Annotated in this window: 15 protein-coding genes and 5 tRNA genes; 16 read left to right on the top strand and 4 right to left on the bottom strand. The window is 43.5% G+C overall.

Annotated elements, in window-relative coordinates:
• The 14 genes from ACW6PM_RS09960 (at position 1) to ACW6PM_RS09895 (ending at position 11,599) form a co-directional block, all read left to right on the top strand.
• Positions 1-2,451, top strand: a complete 2,451-nt coding sequence (locus tag ACW6PM_RS09960; RefSeq protein ID WP_456057065.1) for a homocysteine S-methyltransferase family protein — start codon at positions 1-3, stop codon at positions 2,449-2,451.
• Between the two features lie 79 nt (positions 2,452-2,530).
• Positions 2,531-2,603: transfer RNA gene (locus tag ACW6PM_RS09955), tRNA-Val, on the top strand.
• A 26-nt stretch (positions 2,604-2,629) separates the two neighbouring features.
• Positions 2,630-2,703: transfer RNA gene (locus tag ACW6PM_RS09950), tRNA-Met, on the top strand.
• Positions 2,704-2,726: 23 nt separating this feature from the next.
• Positions 2,727-2,799 (top strand) — tRNA-Val (locus ACW6PM_RS09945).
• A 26-nt stretch (positions 2,800-2,825) separates the two neighbouring features.
• Positions 2,826-2,899: transfer RNA gene (locus ACW6PM_RS09940), tRNA-Met, on the top strand.
• A 158-nt stretch (positions 2,900-3,057) separates the two neighbouring features.
• Positions 3,058-4,125, top strand: a complete 1,068-nt coding sequence (locus ACW6PM_RS09935) for a 5' nucleotidase, NT5C type (RefSeq protein WP_456057064.1) — start codon at positions 3,058-3,060, stop codon at positions 4,123-4,125.
• 144 nt (positions 4,126-4,269) lie between these two features.
• The gene (locus tag ACW6PM_RS09930) at positions 4,270-5,580 is read left to right on the top strand and encodes an O-acetylhomoserine aminocarboxypropyltransferase/cysteine synthase family protein (protein ID WP_118192164.1); all 1,311 of its coding nucleotides are present in this window, start codon (positions 4,270-4,272) and stop codon (positions 5,578-5,580) included.
• A 247-nt stretch (positions 5,581-5,827) separates the two neighbouring features.
• Positions 5,828-6,811 carry a phosphate acetyltransferase gene (pta, locus tag ACW6PM_RS09925; RefSeq protein ID WP_456057063.1) on the top strand — a complete coding sequence of 328 codons (984 nt, stop codon included), beginning with the start codon at positions 5,828-5,830 and terminating at the stop codon, positions 6,809-6,811.
• 200 nt (positions 6,812-7,011) lie between these two features.
• Positions 7,012-7,545, top strand: a complete 534-nt coding sequence (gene ispF, locus ACW6PM_RS09920; RefSeq protein ID WP_456057062.1) for a 2-C-methyl-D-erythritol 2,4-cyclodiphosphate synthase — start codon at positions 7,012-7,014, stop codon at positions 7,543-7,545.
• 70 nt (positions 7,546-7,615) lie between these two features.
• The gene (cysS, locus tag ACW6PM_RS09915) at positions 7,616-9,043 is read left to right on the top strand and encodes a cysteine--tRNA ligase (protein WP_456057061.1); all 1,428 of its coding nucleotides are present in this window, start codon (positions 7,616-7,618) and stop codon (positions 9,041-9,043) included.
• A 1-nt stretch (position 9,044) separates the two neighbouring features.
• Positions 9,045-9,473 (top strand): Mini-ribonuclease 3, encoded by a 429-nt coding sequence (locus tag ACW6PM_RS09910; protein WP_012742301.1) that lies wholly within the window; start codon positions 9,045-9,047, stop codon positions 9,471-9,473.
• A 17-nt stretch (positions 9,474-9,490) separates the two neighbouring features.
• Positions 9,491-10,258 carry a 23S rRNA (guanosine(2251)-2'-O)-methyltransferase RlmB gene (gene rlmB / locus ACW6PM_RS09905; RefSeq protein ID WP_456057060.1) on the top strand — a complete coding sequence of 256 codons (768 nt, stop codon included), beginning with the start codon at positions 9,491-9,493 and terminating at the stop codon, positions 10,256-10,258.
• 66 nt (positions 10,259-10,324) lie between these two features.
• Positions 10,325-10,930: a sigma-70 family RNA polymerase sigma factor gene (locus ACW6PM_RS09900; protein WP_308668728.1), complete on the top strand. Its 606-nt coding sequence runs from the start codon at positions 10,325-10,327 to the stop codon at positions 10,928-10,930.
• 12 nt (positions 10,931-10,942) lie between these two features.
• Complete coding sequence (locus ACW6PM_RS09895) at positions 10,943-11,599, top strand: adaptor protein MecA (protein ID WP_456057059.1); 657 nt, start codon at positions 10,943-10,945, stop codon at positions 11,597-11,599.
• A gap of 89 nt (positions 11,600-11,688) precedes the next feature.
• Here ACW6PM_RS09895 and ACW6PM_RS09890 read toward each other — a convergent pair whose 3' ends face one another.
• Together ACW6PM_RS09890 and ACW6PM_RS09885 are read right to left on the bottom strand one after the other, a co-directional pair.
• Entirely contained in the window at positions 11,689-12,048 is a 360-nt protein-coding gene (locus tag ACW6PM_RS09890) for a response regulator (RefSeq protein ID WP_012742305.1), read from the bottom strand.
• Between the two features lie 4 nt (positions 12,049-12,052).
• Positions 12,053-12,631: a chemotaxis protein CheC gene (locus ACW6PM_RS09885; RefSeq protein WP_308651409.1), complete on the bottom strand. Its 579-nt coding sequence runs from the start codon at positions 12,629-12,631 to the stop codon at positions 12,053-12,055.
• 130 nt (positions 12,632-12,761) lie between these two features.
• Here ACW6PM_RS09885 and ACW6PM_RS09880 point away from each other — a divergent pair, with 130 nt between their 5' ends.
• Positions 12,762-14,669, top strand: a complete 1,908-nt coding sequence (locus tag ACW6PM_RS09880; protein WP_456057058.1) for a BMP family ABC transporter substrate-binding protein — start codon at positions 12,762-12,764, stop codon at positions 14,667-14,669.
• Complete coding sequence (locus tag ACW6PM_RS09875) at positions 14,669-15,259, top strand: metallophosphoesterase family protein (protein ID WP_448754919.1); 591 nt, start codon at positions 14,669-14,671, stop codon at positions 15,257-15,259. Before ACW6PM_RS09880 ends, ACW6PM_RS09875 begins: the two co-directional genes overlap by 1 nt.
• A gap of 260 nt (positions 15,260-15,519) precedes the next feature.
• On the opposite strand, the gene ACW6PM_RS09870 is transcribed toward ACW6PM_RS09875, so the two are convergent.
• Positions 15,520-15,591, bottom strand: a tRNA-Thr gene (locus tag ACW6PM_RS09870).
• A 71-nt stretch (positions 15,592-15,662) separates the two neighbouring features.
• Positions 15,663-16,382 carry a lytic transglycosylase domain-containing protein gene (locus tag ACW6PM_RS09865; RefSeq protein ID WP_456057057.1) on the bottom strand — a complete coding sequence of 240 codons (720 nt, stop codon included), beginning with the start codon at positions 16,380-16,382 and terminating at the stop codon, positions 15,663-15,665.
• Between the last annotated feature and the right edge of the window lie 70 nt (positions 16,383-16,452).

Raw genomic sequence — 16,452 nt, 5'->3', positions numbered from 1 at the left:
ATGACAAGAGAAGAATTCAGAAAATATATCAGAGAAAACATAGTTATCCTGGATGGCGCAACCGGTACAAACCTGATGGCGGCGGGCATGCCTGTAGGTGTGTGTCCGGAGGAATGGGTGATGGAGCATCCGCAGGTGATTCTTGATCTGCAGAGGGCCTATGTCGACAGCGGAACAAATATCGTTTATGCACCTACCTTTACAGGAAACAGGATTAAGCTTTTAGAATATGGCTTGCAGGAGAAGATCAATGAGATAAATACCACTCTTGTTGGTCTGTCAAAGCAGGCTGTCGGTGACAGGGCACTGGTAGCAGCAGATATGACGATGACAGGCAGACAGCTTTTCCCTCTCGGAGACCTGATGTTTGAGGAGCTTTTGGAGGTGTACAAGGAGCAGGCGAGGATTCTTGATGCGGCAGGCGCAGATGTTTTCGTGGTTGAGACAATGATGAGCCTTCAGGAGTGCAGAGCGGCAGTGCTTGCGATAAAAGAGGTCAGCGACCTTCCTATTATGGTGACACTCACCTACAACGAGGATGGCAGAACGCTTTTTGGCACACCACCTGAGACTGCTGTTGTTGTGCTACAGTCACTTGGGGTGGATGCTATCGGTGTGAACTGCTCGACGGGACCGGCTGAGATGATAGCGCTTGTTGAGAAAATGGCAGAGTACTCTACAGTGCCTCTTATTGCCAAGCCAAATGCAGGGCTTCCTGAGCTTGAGGACGGTAAAACGGTATACAAGATGACTCCGGATATGTTTGCGGATGCGATGACAGGGCTCGTGAAGGCCGGTGCATCCATTGTCGGAGGCTGCTGTGGTACCACACCGGAGCATATACGTGCTCTTACCGATGCTGTAAAGACAATGCCTGTCCATAAGCCTCTTGAGCATCATAGAAGGGTGCTTGCGTCCGAACGAAAGAATGTAGAGATTGACTTGGATGGCAACTTTACCGTGGTCGGAGAGAGAATCAACCCTACAGGCAAGAAAAAGCTGCAGGCACAGCTTCGTGAGGGAAAGCTTGACCTGGTGCGCCAGATGGCTATGGAGCAGGAGACAAATGGTGCGAGAATACTTGACATCAATATGGGCATGAACGGTATCGATGAGAAGGAGATGATGAAATCGGTTATATATGAGGTTTCATCTACCGTGGACTGTCCGCTTTGTATTGATTCAAGCTATGTGGAGGTAATAGAGGAGGCTCTTAAGATTTATCCGGGACGAGCTCTCATCAATTCTATTTCCCTTGAGACAGAAAAGATGGAAAAGCTTCTGCCTCTTGCGGCAAAATACGGAGCGATGTTTATACTTTTACCGCTTTCGGACGCAGGCTTGCCGAAGGATGTGGAGGAGAAAAAGCAGATTATAAATACAATTTATGACAAGGCGCTTTCACTTGGGATGGCACATGAGGATATAGTGGTGGATGGACTTGTTGCGACAATAGGTGCAAATCCAAAGGCCGCAATCGAGTGCTATGAGACCATTGCGTACTGCAAGGATGAGAAAAAGCTTCCTACAATATGTGGACTTTCAAATATATCCTTCGGACTGCCTGAGCGTATGTACGTGAACACAGCGTTTCTTACCATGGCTATATGCAAGGGACTCACCATGGCTATTGCCAATCCATCACAGGAGCTTTTGATGAATGCGGCATTTGCATCTGATATGCTGCTTGACAGACCTGACAGCGATATCGCTTACATTGAGCGCATGAGCAGGCTTGCGGAGGAAAAGGCACAGTACGAGACTGTTGTTGTGAAAAAAACGGACAGCGATGTGTCAGCTTCAAACGGAACAAGCGCTTCAGGCAGTAAGGATGCAGTATTTCAGGCTGTCTTAAAGGGAAACAAGGGCAGCATAATTGATGAAGTAAAGAAAATGCTTTCTGATGGTGCAAAGCCTGACGAGATTATTAATAACAGCCTGATTCCGGCTATTAATGAGGTTGGAGAGCTTTTTAACCAGAAGAAGTATTTCCTGCCACAGCTTATCGGCAGCGCAAATACCATGAAGCTTGCCATAGAGCATCTGGAGCCGTTACTTGAAAAGAAGGACTCTGGGGATGATATGCCGACTCTTGTCATTGCAACGGTAGAGGGCGATATTCACGATATAGGAAAGAACCTTGTCGTGCTTATGCTTAAAAACTATGGCTACAACGTGATTGATATGGGAAAGGATGTGCCTTGTGAGGATATCGTGAACAAGGCAATTGAGACGAATGCGGCAGTTATCGGACTGTCAGCTCTTATGACCACCACCATGATGCGCATGAAGGATGTAGTGGAGATCTGCAAGGAAAAGGGCTGTAATAGCAAGGTGGTAATCGGCGGAGCCTGCATTACACAAAGCTTTGCAGATGAGATAGGAGCCGACGGATATTCAAAGGATGCAGCAGAGTGCGTGAAGCTTGTGGAGAGACTTCTGAATAGTTAAATTTTTTTTAAATAAAATAAAAAAAGTTGTTGACAATAAGGTGCCGACTGTATATAATAATCAAGTCGGTTGACGACATGGGATCTTAGCTCAGCTGGGAGAGCATCTGCCTTACAAGCAGAGGGTCACAGGTTCGAGCCCTGTAGGTCCCATCCTTTTAAAGGATATCAATCAATATGGCGAGGTGGCTCAACTGGCTAGAGCGTCCGGTTCATACCCGGGAGGTTGAGAGTTCGAGTCTCTCCCTCGCTACTTTACTTCGACAGAAGTGACACGGGATCTTAGCTCAGCTGGGAGAGCATCTGCCTTACAAGCAGAGGGTCACAGGTTCGAGCCCTGTAGGTCCCATCCTTTTAAAGGTATCAATCAAATATGGCGAGGTGGCTCAACTGGCTAGAGCGTCCGGTTCATACCCGGGAGGTTGAGAGTTCGAGTCTCTCCCTCGCTACTTATTTAAGACTTGCAGTTGTTGCAGGTCTTTTTATTTTTTATGATGATTACAAGTACATGATATGCAGATAATATGATATAATTATAAATATTTTTGCTGTTCAGAACCACTGTTCTTGTTCTGAATAGTTATGAAAGAAACAGAAAGGGATAAGCATGATAAGACCTAAAATAGGACTTGACTGGGATGATGTGACAGCCCCATTCAACAGCATAGCCATAGATATGGCGAACAAAAAATATAATATCACCCCACCTCTTTCGCTGGAGGATATAGATTCCTGGGAGAATACCGGCAGAGCCTCTGTCATAAAGGAGTTTTACCGTGATAATGCACTTTATGAGAGGCAGAAGCCTACAGAAGAGACAAAGCGGATGATAAGAAAGCTCATGGATATCGGAGAGGTCTATTTTATCACTGCGGTGGCACCGGGCTTCATGGGAGTGAGGGCGAGCCAGATAATGGAGGCATTTCCTGATTTCCCGACAGAAAATATCATACTTGGCAATGCAAAAAATCTCGTGCAGTTTGATATTATCTTAGATGATGCCATACACAATGTGCTTGAGACACCGGCCACATATCCCGTGCTCATGCGAAAGCCGTGGAATTCAAAAATGACAGGACTTTTATCGGTGAATAATATCACAGAGTTTGTATATCTCGTGGAGCAGATAATAAATGCGTCATTATATAGAAATAAAAATATAAAGGATCCGTCGGTTGTGGCGCTTGTCGGGCCATCAGGCTCGGGAAAGACAGCACTCTCAGACAGCCTGTGCGCCATGGAACAGTTTGAGAATCCAAAAACCTACTGTACCAAGCCCGGAGATAAGCACAGATATCTGACGGAGGATGAATTTAACGCACAGGATTTTTTTGAAAAGACAAGATACGCAGGAATACAGTATGGCACCAAAATGGAGGATATAGAGGCAGTGCTTGCAAAAGGACACTTTGTCGTGATGCCGCTTGACATGTGCGGCGCCATTGCAATGAAGCGCCATTTCCCGACTGTTATAGTGTATGTGGCACGCGACAAGGAGCTCTTAATCAGGGATATCATAGAACAGGATTACCCGGTTGAGGAAAAGACACTGCGTATTCTGTCGATAGATGCCGAAAAACGCAATCGCCAGATATGTGACTATGCGGTAAATAACATGGATGTTGGTGCAGCTACGAGAGAGCTTGCAGAGATTTTGAAGAATGCACAGCTATAAAATGTATTTATAGCAAGCTCTTAGTTATAAGTATTAACACTTTTCCTAGAAAGATGGTATGATATGATTAGTTCAAGGGAACACATCCCTGAATGAAAATCAAAAATAATAACATTAACATATCATTAATAGGAGGATATTAATATGAGCAAGAAGCATTACGCAGACAGAAATTTAAAATTTGAGACATTACAGTTACATGTAGGACAGGAAACACCTGATCCGGTTACAGATGCAAGAGCAGTTCCAATCTACCTTACTTCATCATATGTGTTCCATAACAGTGAGCATGCGGCAGACAGATTCGGACTCAGAGATGCAGGAAATATCTACGGCAGACTGACAAACCCGACAGAGGATGTATTTGAGAGAAGAATTGCAGCACTCGAGGGCGGCGTTGCAGCACTTGCTGTTGGTTCAGGAGCAGCGGCACTCACATATGCTTTCCAGGCAGTTGCACACGCAGGTGACCATATCGTAGCGGCAAAGAATATCTACGGCGGTACATACAACCTCCTGGCACACACACTTCCTGATTACGGAATCGAGGCTACATTCGTGGATCCATTCGATTATGACGGAATCAAGGCTGCCATCAAAGAAAACACAAAAGCTATCGAAATTGAGACACTCGGAAATCCAAACTCAGAGGTAGTGGATATCGAGAAAATCGCAAATATCGCACATGAGGCAGGAATCCCACTCATCGTAGACAATACCTTTGCTACACCATACCTTGTCCGTCCGATTGAGTACGGTGCTGATATCGTGGTTCACTCAGCTACAAAGTTTATCGGTGGACACGGAACAACAATCGGTGGAGTCATCATCGACAGCGGTAAATTTGACTGGACACAGAATGATAAATGGCCTTGGCTTGTAGAGCCAAACGTATCATACCATGGAGTAAGCTTCGCAAAGGATTGCGCACCGGCAGCGTTTGCGACATATATCAGGGCAATTTTACTTCGTGATACAGGAGCAACAATTTCACCTGTTCATTCATTTATCTTCCTTCAGGGACTTGAGACACTTTCACTTCGTGTGGAGCGTCACGTGGAGAATGCACTCAAGGTGGTTCAGTACTTAAAGGACCAGCCACTTGTAGAGAAGGTGAACCATCCTTCTATCACAGAGGATAAAGAGCAGCAGGAGCTTTACAAGAAGTACTTCCCTAACGGAGGAGGCTCTATCTTTACATTCGAGATTAAGGGCGGAGCAAAGGAAGCACAGAAATTCATCGACAACCTTGAGCTTTTCTCACTGCTTGCAAATGTAGCTGATGTTAAGTCACTTGCTATACATCCGGCTTCAACCACACATTCAGAGTGCAACGAAGCAGAGCTTCTAGACCAGGGTATCAAGCCAAACACAATCCGTCTTTCAATCGGAACAGAGAATGTGGACGATATAATCGAGGATCTTGATGAGGCATTCAAGGCACTTGCCGAGTAATATATTTTGCATGATAAATACTCCTTAAACCAATAAATTGTGATCATTATAAAAAGGGACCGTGAAATTTTAATACGGTCCCTTTTACTGTGCTATGAAAAAGCGTGGATTGGATTTTTTCGCGAACATCTTGACAACCTTTTAACAATTATTGATATTCGCGGAAAATAAGTATATTATAGTCAGTGGTGTGAAACCAGATACAGTTTTAAATAATAAATAAAATATACATAAAGGAGACACTATCATGTTTGGATTTGGTCAGTTAATCGAAATATTAAAGAAAGACCCAAAGAAAATCGTATTCACAGAGGGAGAGGATCCACGTATCCTCGAGGCAGCTTCACGTTTACTTGCAAGCAACTTCTTACATCCTATCCTTGTAGGAGATCCTGAGAAGATTGCTGCAAGCGCTGAGAAGAGCGGTTTTAATATCCGTGGAGCAGAGATTATAGATCCTAAGAACTTTGACCGTATGGATGAGATGGTTGAATTATTCTGCGAGCTTCGTAAGAGCAAGGGTGTTACACCTGAGCAGGCTAAGGGAATCCTTTCATCAGCTAACTACTTTGGAACAATGCTTGTAAAGATGGGCATTGCAGACTCTCTTCTCGGAGGAGCTACATACTCAACAGCAGATACAGTTCGTCCGGCATTACAGCTTATCAAGACAAAGCCTGGCAACACAATCGTATCTTCATGCTTTATCCTTGTTCGTCCATCTGCAACAGGTGAGAATGAGGTGCTTGCAATGAGTGATTGTGCTATCAACATTCACCCAACTGAGGATGAGCTTGTTGAGATCGCCGGAGAATCAGCAGAGTGTGCTAAGATCTTCGGTATCGATCCAAAGGTTGCATTCCTCAGCTACTCAACACTTGGCTCAGGAAAGGGCGAGGACGTTGACAAGATGAGAAACGCAGCTCACAAGGCAAAAGAGAAATATCCAAATCTTCCAATCGAGGGAGAAATCCAGTTTGACGCAGCTGTTGCACCACGTGTAGCCCGCACAAAGTGCCCACAGTCTGAGGTTGCAGGTCATGCAAATACATTTATCTTCCCTGACATCAACGCAGGAAATATCGGATACAAGATTGCACAGAGACTTGGTAATTTCGAAGCATACGGTCCAATCCTTCTTGGACTCAATGCTCCGATCAATGACCTTTCTCGTGGATGTAATGCAGGAGAGGTTTACTCAATGGCTATCATCACTGCAGCACTTGCATAAGACATTTAATGGACTATATCCATTTTAATAAAGACCGCTCCGGTTTGTCCGGGGCGGTCTTTTATTGAAAAAAGTTACTGAAAATAATATCTTGGCGCAACAGAAGAAATAAGGTATACTATACTTAAAAACCAAAATACAGAGCAATGACAGTTGACAATAACATGAGGTATTGTATCTGATAGAAAGAGAGACGATATATGAGAGTAGGAATGGGCTATGATGTGCACAAGCTTGTTGAAGGCAGAGATTTGATTTTAGGAGGAGTGAAGGTTCCGCATACACTTGGGCTGTTAGGCCACTCGGACGCCGATGTACTGTTGCATGCGATAATGGATGCACTCTTAGGCGCAGCAGCACTTGGCGATATCGGAAAGCATTTTCCGGATACAGACCCGGCATATGAGGGGATTTCAAGTCTCAAGCTTTTGGAGCATGTGAGAGACCTCATTGCAAAAAAGGGCTATGTGATAGAAAATATAGATGCGACGGTAATCGCACAAAAGCCTAAGCTTCGTTTGTATATTGAGCAGATGGAGCAGAATGTGGCTGATACACTGGGGATTGCAAAGGAACAGGTAAATATAAAGGCGACAACTGAGGAGTGGCTTGGCTTTACCGGCCGTGAGGAGGGAATTGCATCACAGGCAATCTGCTCACTTACAGGTCTTTATGAGGCAAGCGTGCAGGTCGGAGGCGGATGCAGCGGCTGCAGTGGCTGTCAGGCCGATTAATTTGAATATATAGGAAAAACATGCTAAAATAAAAAGATAGTTATAAATCATCCAAAAGGAGATATAAATAATGGAGAACAATTTCAAGTTTTACAATACACTCACAAGACAGATTGATACTGTTGTACCGCGCGTTGACGGCAAAATCGGCATGTATACATGTGGACCTACAGTTTATCATTTTGCACATATCGGAAATATCCGCTCATACATCATGGAGGATGTGCTCGAGAAGGCACTTCGCTATGTGGGCTATGATGTAAAGCGTGTCATGAATATCACGGACGTGGGACACCTCTCAAGCGACGGAGATACAGGAGAGGACAAGATGCTAAAGGGCGCAAAGCGTGAGCACAAGAGCGTCATGGAGGTAGCAAAGGAGTACACGGATGCTTTTTTCAAGGATTTTACGGCTGTTCACAACAGAATGCCTGATGTTGTAGAGCCTGCAACCAACTGTATTCCGGAGTTTATCAATATGGTGGAGGTGCTTATCGAGAAGGGCTATGCCTATTTTGCAGGAGGCAATGTATATTTCGATACATCAAAGCTCGATGATTATTTTGTGTTCTCATCAGCGGTAGAGAAGGAGCAGCTTCAGGTTGGAGTGCGCGATGACGTCGAGGAGGACGTAAACAAGAAAAATAAAAATGATTTCGTGCTCTGGTTTACACAGTCGAAGTTTGAGGATCAGGCGCTTAAATGGGACAGCCCATGGGGTGTCGGATATCCGGGCTGGCATATAGAGTGCTCATGCATCAGCATGAAGCATCTTGGAGAGTACGTGGATATCCATTGTGGCGGGGTGGACAATATTTTCCCACATCACACCAATGAGATTGCACAGTCTGAGAGCTATCTGGGACACGACTGGTGCAAATACTGGTTCCATGTCAATCACTTAAATGACAGAGCCGGCAAGATGAGCAAGTCGAAGGGAGCAATACTTACAGTTTCGGTGCTTCAGGAGAAGGGCTACAATCCGCTTGCCTACAGATTCTTCTGCTTGCAGTCGCACTACAGAAAGCCTCTTGAGTTTTCATTTGATGCGCTCAACAATGCGGTTGCGGCCTACAATAAGATTGCAAAGCGTGTGGCAGAGCTTAAGGCTGAGGGTGATATTGATGAGACAGCATTTGCTGATTTTAAGAAGAAATTCACTGATGCAGTTTCAAACGATCTGAATACATCAATGGCAATAACCATAGTCTATGATGTGCTTAAGGCTGATATATCAGACAGTACAAAGCTTGCGCTTATTGATGACTTTGAGCAGGTGCTTGATCTGGGACTTAGGGAGTCGGGAAAGGCCTTGCTTGAAGCTTCATCATCTGTTGACAGTGAGCTTGAGGCATTTATCAATGATAAAATTGCAGAGCGTGCAGCCGCTAAAAAGGCAAAGGACTTTGCGACAGCCGATGCCATAAGAGATGAGCTTCTGGCAAAGGGCGTTGCCATAAAGGATACCCGTGAGGGAGTAAAATGGGAGCTTGTATAGTATGAAGATAGACTCATATATTAAGGAACAGTTTGGAATAAAGGATGTTGATATAAGGACATACTCGCCGCTTACACTTGCATATATCGGTGATGGCATATTTGATATTGTCATCCGCTCTGTTGTGGTGGGAAAGGGCAATACAAAGGCCAATCTGCTTCATAAGCACACAAGCAATATAGTAAAGGCACATACTCAGGCTCTTATGATAGAGGCACTTTTACCGCATCTGACAGAGGAGGAGAGTGATGTGTATCACAGGGGGCGAAATGCCAAGTCCCCTTCCATGGCCAAAAATGCTACTATGGCGGATTACAGAAAGGCCACAGGGCTTGAGGCAGTCATGGGCTATCTTTATCTGAAGGATGATTTCGAGAGGGTTGTTTCGCTTACCAAGCTTGGAGTGGAGCTTTTAGGAATTGAAATATAGCAAAATAAGAGGAAAATATGGATAATAACAATAAAGAAAAATTTCATGAGAATTATATAGAGGGCAGAAATGCCGTGCTTGAGGCTTTCCGTTCGGGAAAGACAATAGATAAGCTTTTTGTGCTTGACGGCTGTCAGGACGGACCGATAAAGTCGATTACAAGAGAGGCCAGAAAGCATGATGCAATCATAAACTATGTTGCAAAGGAAAGACTTGATCAGATGTCTGAGACAGGCAAGCATCAGGGTGTCATTGCGGTTTCGGCAGCATATGAGTATGCTGAGGTCTCTGACATACTGGAAAATGCCGAAAGAAAAGGTGAGCCGCCTTTTGTCATCATACTTGACGGTATAGAGGATCCGCACAATCTCGGTGCAATAATCCGTACCGCAAACCAGGCAGGTGCACACGGTATTATCATACCGAAAAGGCGTGCAGTGGGACTTACACCTACTGTTGCAAAGACATCTGCCGGTGCGATAAACTATACACCTGTTGCCAAGGTTACCAATATCTCAAATACCATAAAGGAGCTTAAGGAAAAGGGCATGTGGTTTGTATGTGCCGATATGGGAGGCACCACCATGTATGACTTAAACTTAACAGGTCCTATAGGTCTTGTAATAGGCAATGAGGGTGACGGAGTCAGCAAGCTTGTAAAGGAAAACTGTGATATGATTGCATCTATTCCTATGGTTGGCGATATCGATTCTCTGAACGCATCGGTTGCGACAGGAGTGCTTGCATATGAGATAGTCAGACAGAGACTTAAGAGTGGAAAGTAGATTACATGCCGCAGGATGAGTGGCGTGTATTATGAAGTGTATATTTATAGAATAGGAAGCATATAAGTGGAAGATTACAGCGCATATACGGATGAAGAGCTTATTACGAGGCTTCATAATGACAAAAATGCCAATGGTGACGACAACGAAATCATGGACTATATATTGGAAAAGTATAAACCGCTTGTGCGCAAAAAGACGAATGCACTTTACCTGATAGGCGGTGAGAATGACGACCTCATTCAGGAGGGCATGATTGGCCTGTTTAAAGCAGTCAGAGACTATAAGAGCGACAGGGAGTCTTCCTTTTGCAGCTTTGCACAGCTGTGCATCACCAGGCAGCTATGCTCGGCGCTTGAGGCCTCAAACCGAAAGAAGCATATGCCGCTTAATACCTATATATCCTTTTCACAGAGTGACAGCGATGGCACAGAGCTTGAGGAAATGCTGCATGATGATATTGCAAGTCCGGAGCAGCTTCTCATAGAGCAGGAAAAATTTAAGGAATTTAAGGAACAATTGTGGAATAAACTGAGTAATATGGAGAAAAAAGTGCTACAATTGTATCTGGAAGGAAATAATTATACAACGATAGCGCATATGCTTGGCAAATCAGACAAATCAATTGACAATGCACTATCCCGTATCAGACAAAAGCTAAAAAGAAAGTAGGTGAAGCTTGTTATGGAGTTTTCAAGAATAGGTGAACACACTATAAAATGTGTTATTTCAGAAGAAGAGATATATGATCTGGGATATACAATGGATGAAATCATGAGCAATGGCGAGCGCACCCAGGAGTTTATGAACCAGATATTTGACATGGCTTCAGAAGAGTTTGGAACTGATTTTAATTCGGGAATCAAGACTGTGAGAGCGGATTTTCTGGCGGATCACACACTTTCTCTGACGTTTTCTGAGCATCCTGCTACCGAGGGTATGATGGAGCATCTGAAGGATATTGTTAATGGACTGCTTAATTCACTGCCGGCTGAGGCTGTAGCGGCTGAGAAGGATAAGAAAGGCAGGGAAACTGCTAAAAAGCAGGATATGGTGTCTGTTGTAATGTTTATCTTTGAGAAATTTGATGTAGCTGTCAGATTTGCAAAGATGATTAAAGGCTTGCCAATGCCGTCCTCACAGCTTTTTAAGTTTGAGGGAGAGTACTTTATGAGCATGGATTTATCGGGCTATGATGAGCATGAGCTTGAGAAGATGTCTGTCATAGCAGATGAGTATGCAGATGATATCATTGCAGGGGCTGACAAAAGAGCTTTTCTTATGGAGCATGCAAGGGTTATTCTTGATGAAAAGGCTATTGAGAGCCTGGCACAGCTGTAAAATAACTGAATAGTCACATTGAAATAAAAGCAAGAAAAAGTCCGCCGGATAAACCGCGCGGACTTTTTGAATACCTATGTATAAATGAATTATCCAAGTACTTTTCTGATTGACTCGATAACACGGTCAGCCTGAAATGGCTTAACGATGAAATCCTTGGCACCTGACTGGATAGCGTCAATAACCATAGACTGCTGTCCCATAGCAGAGCACATAACGCATGTAGCATTTGGGTCAGCTGCTTTAATTTCCTTTAAAGCCTGGATGCCGTCCTTGTTTGGCATAGTGATGTCGAGTGTTACAAGATCAGGCTTGAGCTCATTGTACTTTGCAACTGCCTCATTTCCGTCAGCAGCTTCACCTGCAATCTCAAATCCACCCTTTGTAAGGATATCCTTCAGCATCATTCTCATAAATGCTGCATCATCAACTATTAAAATTCTAGCCATGTTGTTAAACCTCCTGTTTGATAATCTGTTTTACTATACTTATCGGATACAACTGTAAGAGATCGCTGTCTATTAAATCTCCGACAGTCAGCCTGAATGTCACCTTGACAATATCTGTTCCGTTACACAACTCATCCGGTATATCAAAGGTCTTCTGATAACTTGAATTGATAAGCGGAAAGCCTATGTCGGTTGGCTCGTTTAAGAGCGAAGACATTGATGTAGCTATTGTACCACACATCTGGTTCATAGCCTCCGATATGGCGGAAAGTGTAATTTCATCAAGTGTCATATCAGAAACATTACTTCCGTCGCCTCCCATCATGAGATTGGCAATAACCAATGCATCATTTAATTTTATAATAAGTAGGTTGGTTCCGTCAAGTCCTTTTGTGTAAGGAACCTTAATTAAAATTCGATCATCGTGATCGAGAGCATCCTCTTTTTTCAAAACCTCTACAATCGGAGTAGTAATATTTGTCGGTCTCTGTAGAATCATGCTCAGTGTTGTGGCCGCATTGCCTATGCAGATATTGGCTACTTCGCCTATAATATCGGCATTTTCCCGAGATATACTTTGCATTATTTTATCCTCCATATAGCTGTGGTACCTATTTCCTAACATATATTATATCAGAGTTTTCAAAAATATCAAAGGAAATGTTTAATTTTTTTAAATTTATGTTAAAATAGTTTCAAAAGGAGATTACAATATGGGTGAAATAGAATATTCAGAAGCATTAAAACTGGGAAAAAAAGAATATAGAGCAAGAATAGCTAAGGGACAGTTTCCTTATCTGCCTGTGCTTGATGAAATCTTATCAGAGGCAGATATTCAGACAGAGCAGAATATGGGGCTGGTCCAGGTGCCTTTGGATTTTGTTGTGGGAACAAGCACTATGGGCAGGACATACTCATTTGCGGCAAACTTTATGCCGATATTGGACGAGGGTACCGAATTTGCCGTGAAGTGGTCTAATCTGTCAGATGCACAGAAGAATGAGGGTATCAGAGATCCTATCAAGGCATTTGAGTATATGAACAGGTATTATGTGCTTGAGGGCAATAAGAGGGTCAGTGTGCTCAAGTACTTCAATGCCGTTTCGATTCCTGCAATTGTGACCAGAAAGATACCAAAGCTCTCAGATGACTATGATGTGAGGCTTTATTATGAGTATATGAGGTTCAATGAAATCACAGGGCTTTGCTCTGTTGAGTTTACGAAGCTTGGTAATGCCGATAAGCTGCTTACTCTTGTTGGAAAAGAGGGTAGATGGGATGATGAGACCAAAGAAAAATTTGCCAAGGTGATGTTTGATTTTTCAAAGGTCTATAATTTTCGCGGCGGTGACAGGTTAGATATCAAGCTGGGGGATGCAATTACGGTGTTTATGGAGGTCTTTGGCATGGATGCCATGCTTGAGATGTCTGAGAATGATTACAACAAAAACATCATCAATACATGGAAGGAGTTTGCAGCAGAAGGGGAAAAGCACAAGATAAATCTGGTGCTGGATCCGAAAAAGGTACAGACAAAAAAGAGCCTGTTAAACTATCTTATTCCTCAGACTCAAAAGAAGCTCAAAGTAGTATTTTTGTATCCGAGAGAGCCAAAGACATCAGCATGGCTGTATTCGCATGAGCTTGGGCGCATGTATCTTGATGAAACCTTTTCGGACAAGCTGGAGACAGAATATGTGGCAGGTGTAGATGAGAACAATGTGGAGCAGGTGCTTGAGGATATTATAAAGGCAGGTGCCGATATAGTTTTCTGTGTGGGACCGCAGATGATGCCAAACAGCCTAAAGGTGGCAGTTGCGCATCCGGAGGTTTACATACTCAACTGTTCGCTGAATGCGCCTCATCCTTATATCAGAACATACTATGGACGTATGTATGAGGCAAAGTTTCTCGCAGGAATGATAGCGGGAGCTGTCACAGACAATGAAAGGATTGCATATATTGCAGACTACCCGATATATGGCATGATTGCCAATATCAACGCGTTTGCTTTGGGAGTTGCAAGCGTGAATCCAAGGGCAAAGGTATATCTGGCATGGTCAAAGACCAAGGACTATGACAGGGATAAATTCCTCGCAGAAAATGACCTCCATTATGTGTCAGATCAGGATATTATCACTCCGAATGACGCGTCCAGATATTTTGGTCTGTACAAGCTTAAGGATGGCCAGGCATTAAATCTCGCCATGCCTATATGGAATTGGGGAGTGTTTTATGAGAAGCTTTTGCAGAGCGTACTGGCCGGCTCCTACAAAGCAGAAGGACAGGAGCAGGTTAAGGCACTTAACTACTGGTGGGGCATGTCTGCCGGTGTTATTGACCTGATTTGTTCAAAGCATGTACCTTATGGAGTGAAGAGGCTTGCGGATCATTTAAAGAGCGATATCACAAAGGGTGAGGTTGTGCCGTTCTTTGGAAATATATATAACCAGAAGGGCGAGCTTAAAAACAAAGGTGAACACGAGATGAAACCGTCTGATATTATGAAAATGGACTGGCTTGTAGATAATGTTGTGGGTAATATCCCGCCTATGAGTGAGTTTGTGGATAATGCAAAGACGGTGGTTGAACTAAAGGGTGTAGAGGAAAATAAACTGTAATGAAGATACTATTCTTAGCTGATGAAGAGTCGAAAATGTACTGGGAATACTTTAAGAAAGAGGATTTTAAAGGGATTGATATTATTGTATCATGTGGAGACTTAAACCCGAGCTATCTGTCCTTTCTTACAACGATGGTTGGAGTACCGCTTTTGTATGTGCATGGCAATCACGATGACAAATACAAGACAAAGCCACCGGAAGGCTGTATATGCATTGAGGATAAGATTTATGAATATGAGGGTGTGCGGTTTCTTGGCCTGGGAGGTTCAAACCGCTATAAGCCCGGAGATAATCAGTATACGCAGAAGCAGATGACAAAGCGCGTTAAGAAGCTGTGGTGGAAGCTTAAGCGTAAAAACGGTTTTGATGTGCTTGTCACCCACTCGCCTGCAAAGGGACTGCATGATGGAGAGGATACATGCCATACAGGCTTTGATGTGTTCAACAGGCTTATTGAACAGTACAGACCGAAATACTTTGTGCATGGGCATGTCCATATGAGCTACGGCAGGCAGTTTGTCAGGCTTGACAAGGTGGGAGAGACCACTGTTATCAACGCGTATGAGAAATATATTGTCGAAATATAAAATATTTCTGCCTGATTTAGAGTTTGTTTGTAAATATTTACCAATTTTAAGAATTTATTTATCACATGGCTATATTTAGGACACAATTAAGTGTTACTATAATATTATCAAAAGGAGCTGTTGTATTTCAACGATGCGTTGGGGTACACTCAGTTCCGACTAAAAATTATTCATGTGCACCGAGTTGACGTCGCATATGCTTTTCCTCATATATATTAAAAGCCACAGGTTTTATGCCTGTGGCTTTTATAATAAAAAAAAGCTGATGACGGGAATTGAACCCGTGACCCCTTCCTTACCAAGGAAGTGCTCTACCTCTGAGCCACATCAGCAATTATCAACTCGCTAAGTTTACTATATACGGCAGTATTTGTCAACCCAATTTGAATTAAAATATAATTTATTATGAATTATAGTAAGCCATAACCTTTGCTACATAGTTCTGTGTTTCTTTAAATGGCGGAATGCCACCATATTTGGCTACGTTGCCGGAGCCTGCATTGTAGGCAGCCAAGGCCAGAGATTTGTCACCGTTATACTGGGCGAGCTTTTCACTTATGTATCTTGCGCCACCCATGATATTCTGGTATGGGTCGTAGGCGTTTGTGACACCAAGTGAGGCAGCAGTCTGTGGCATGAGCTGCATGATACCCATGGCGCCGGAGCTGCTGGTACACTCTGTGGAAAAGTCAGACTCGCACTTGGCTATAGCCTTAAGAAATTTGGCATCCACACCGTATTTAGAGGCGGCCTCATCAAAAATTACATCAAGCTGTGCAGAGCATGACAAGCCGGAAGCTTCGAGCTTTACGGAGGCGGAAGCAGCTGTGTTATTAACTGCGGTATTGCTGCAAAGCTCTATATTTATGCCGTTTTGATCAAAGAAGCGCTGTACAAGCGACATATCAACAGAGCCACCGTTACTTTGTGCAATCAGCTTGTCGATGGCAACAGCAGCTTCTGCCTTTTTGGCATCATCAAGCACCTGACCAAAATCAGTACCGGTGCTATTGACAGTGGAGCTGTTGCTTGAGGTACTGTTATCGCCGGGTACAGTAACCTGACCGGTAGTTATATTATTTTTTGGTGTATTGTCAATATACTGAAGTACTTTAATGTTCATTTTCCTTTTCCCGTTATATCTTGATTTGAATAGTTATATCAATTATACTTAAAAAAGTAAAGACATTTAT

It is taken from the genome of Agathobacter sp. (genome assembly GCF_977054825.1).
The sequence above is the reverse complement of the archived record's forward strand: the minus strand, read 5'-3'. Positions and strand labels throughout refer to the sequence as shown.

Bases quoted from the DNA above. Each gene is read 5' to 3' on its own strand.
- ACW6PM_RS09960 (WP_456057065.1), top strand. From the start codon at position 1: ATGACAAGAGAAGAATTCAGAAAATATATCAGAGAAAACATAGTTATC.
- ACW6PM_RS09935 (WP_456057064.1), top strand. From the start codon at position 3,058: ATGATAAGACCTAAAATAGGACTTGACTGGGATGATGTGACAGCCCCA.
- ACW6PM_RS09930 (WP_118192164.1), top strand. From the start codon at position 4,270: ATGAGCAAGAAGCATTACGCAGACAGAAATTTAAAATTTGAGACATTA.
- pta (WP_456057063.1), top strand. From the start codon at position 5,828: ATGTTTGGATTTGGTCAGTTAATCGAAATATTAAAGAAAGACCCAAAG.
- ispF (WP_456057062.1), top strand. From the start codon at position 7,012: ATGAGAGTAGGAATGGGCTATGATGTGCACAAGCTTGTTGAAGGCAGA.
- cysS (WP_456057061.1), top strand. From the start codon at position 7,616: ATGGAGAACAATTTCAAGTTTTACAATACACTCACAAGACAGATTGAT.
- ACW6PM_RS09910 (WP_012742301.1), top strand. From the start codon at position 9,045: ATGAAGATAGACTCATATATTAAGGAACAGTTTGGAATAAAGGATGTT.
- rlmB (WP_456057060.1), top strand. From the start codon at position 9,491: ATGGATAATAACAATAAAGAAAAATTTCATGAGAATTATATAGAGGGC.
- ACW6PM_RS09895 (WP_456057059.1), top strand. From the start codon at position 10,943: ATGGAGTTTTCAAGAATAGGTGAACACACTATAAAATGTGTTATTTCA.
- ACW6PM_RS09890 (WP_012742305.1), bottom strand. From the start codon at position 12,048: ATGGCTAGAATTTTAATAGTTGATGATGCAGCATTTATGAGAATGATG.
- ACW6PM_RS09885 (WP_308651409.1), bottom strand. From the start codon at position 12,631: ATGCAAAGTATATCTCGGGAAAATGCCGATATTATAGGCGAAGTAGCC.
- ACW6PM_RS09880 (WP_456057058.1), top strand. From the start codon at position 12,762: ATGGGTGAAATAGAATATTCAGAAGCATTAAAACTGGGAAAAAAAGAA.
- ACW6PM_RS09875 (WP_448754919.1), top strand. From the start codon at position 14,669: ATGAAGATACTATTCTTAGCTGATGAAGAGTCGAAAATGTACTGGGAA.
- ACW6PM_RS09865 (WP_456057057.1), bottom strand. From the start codon at position 16,382: ATGAACATTAAAGTACTTCAGTATATTGACAATACACCAAAAAATAAT.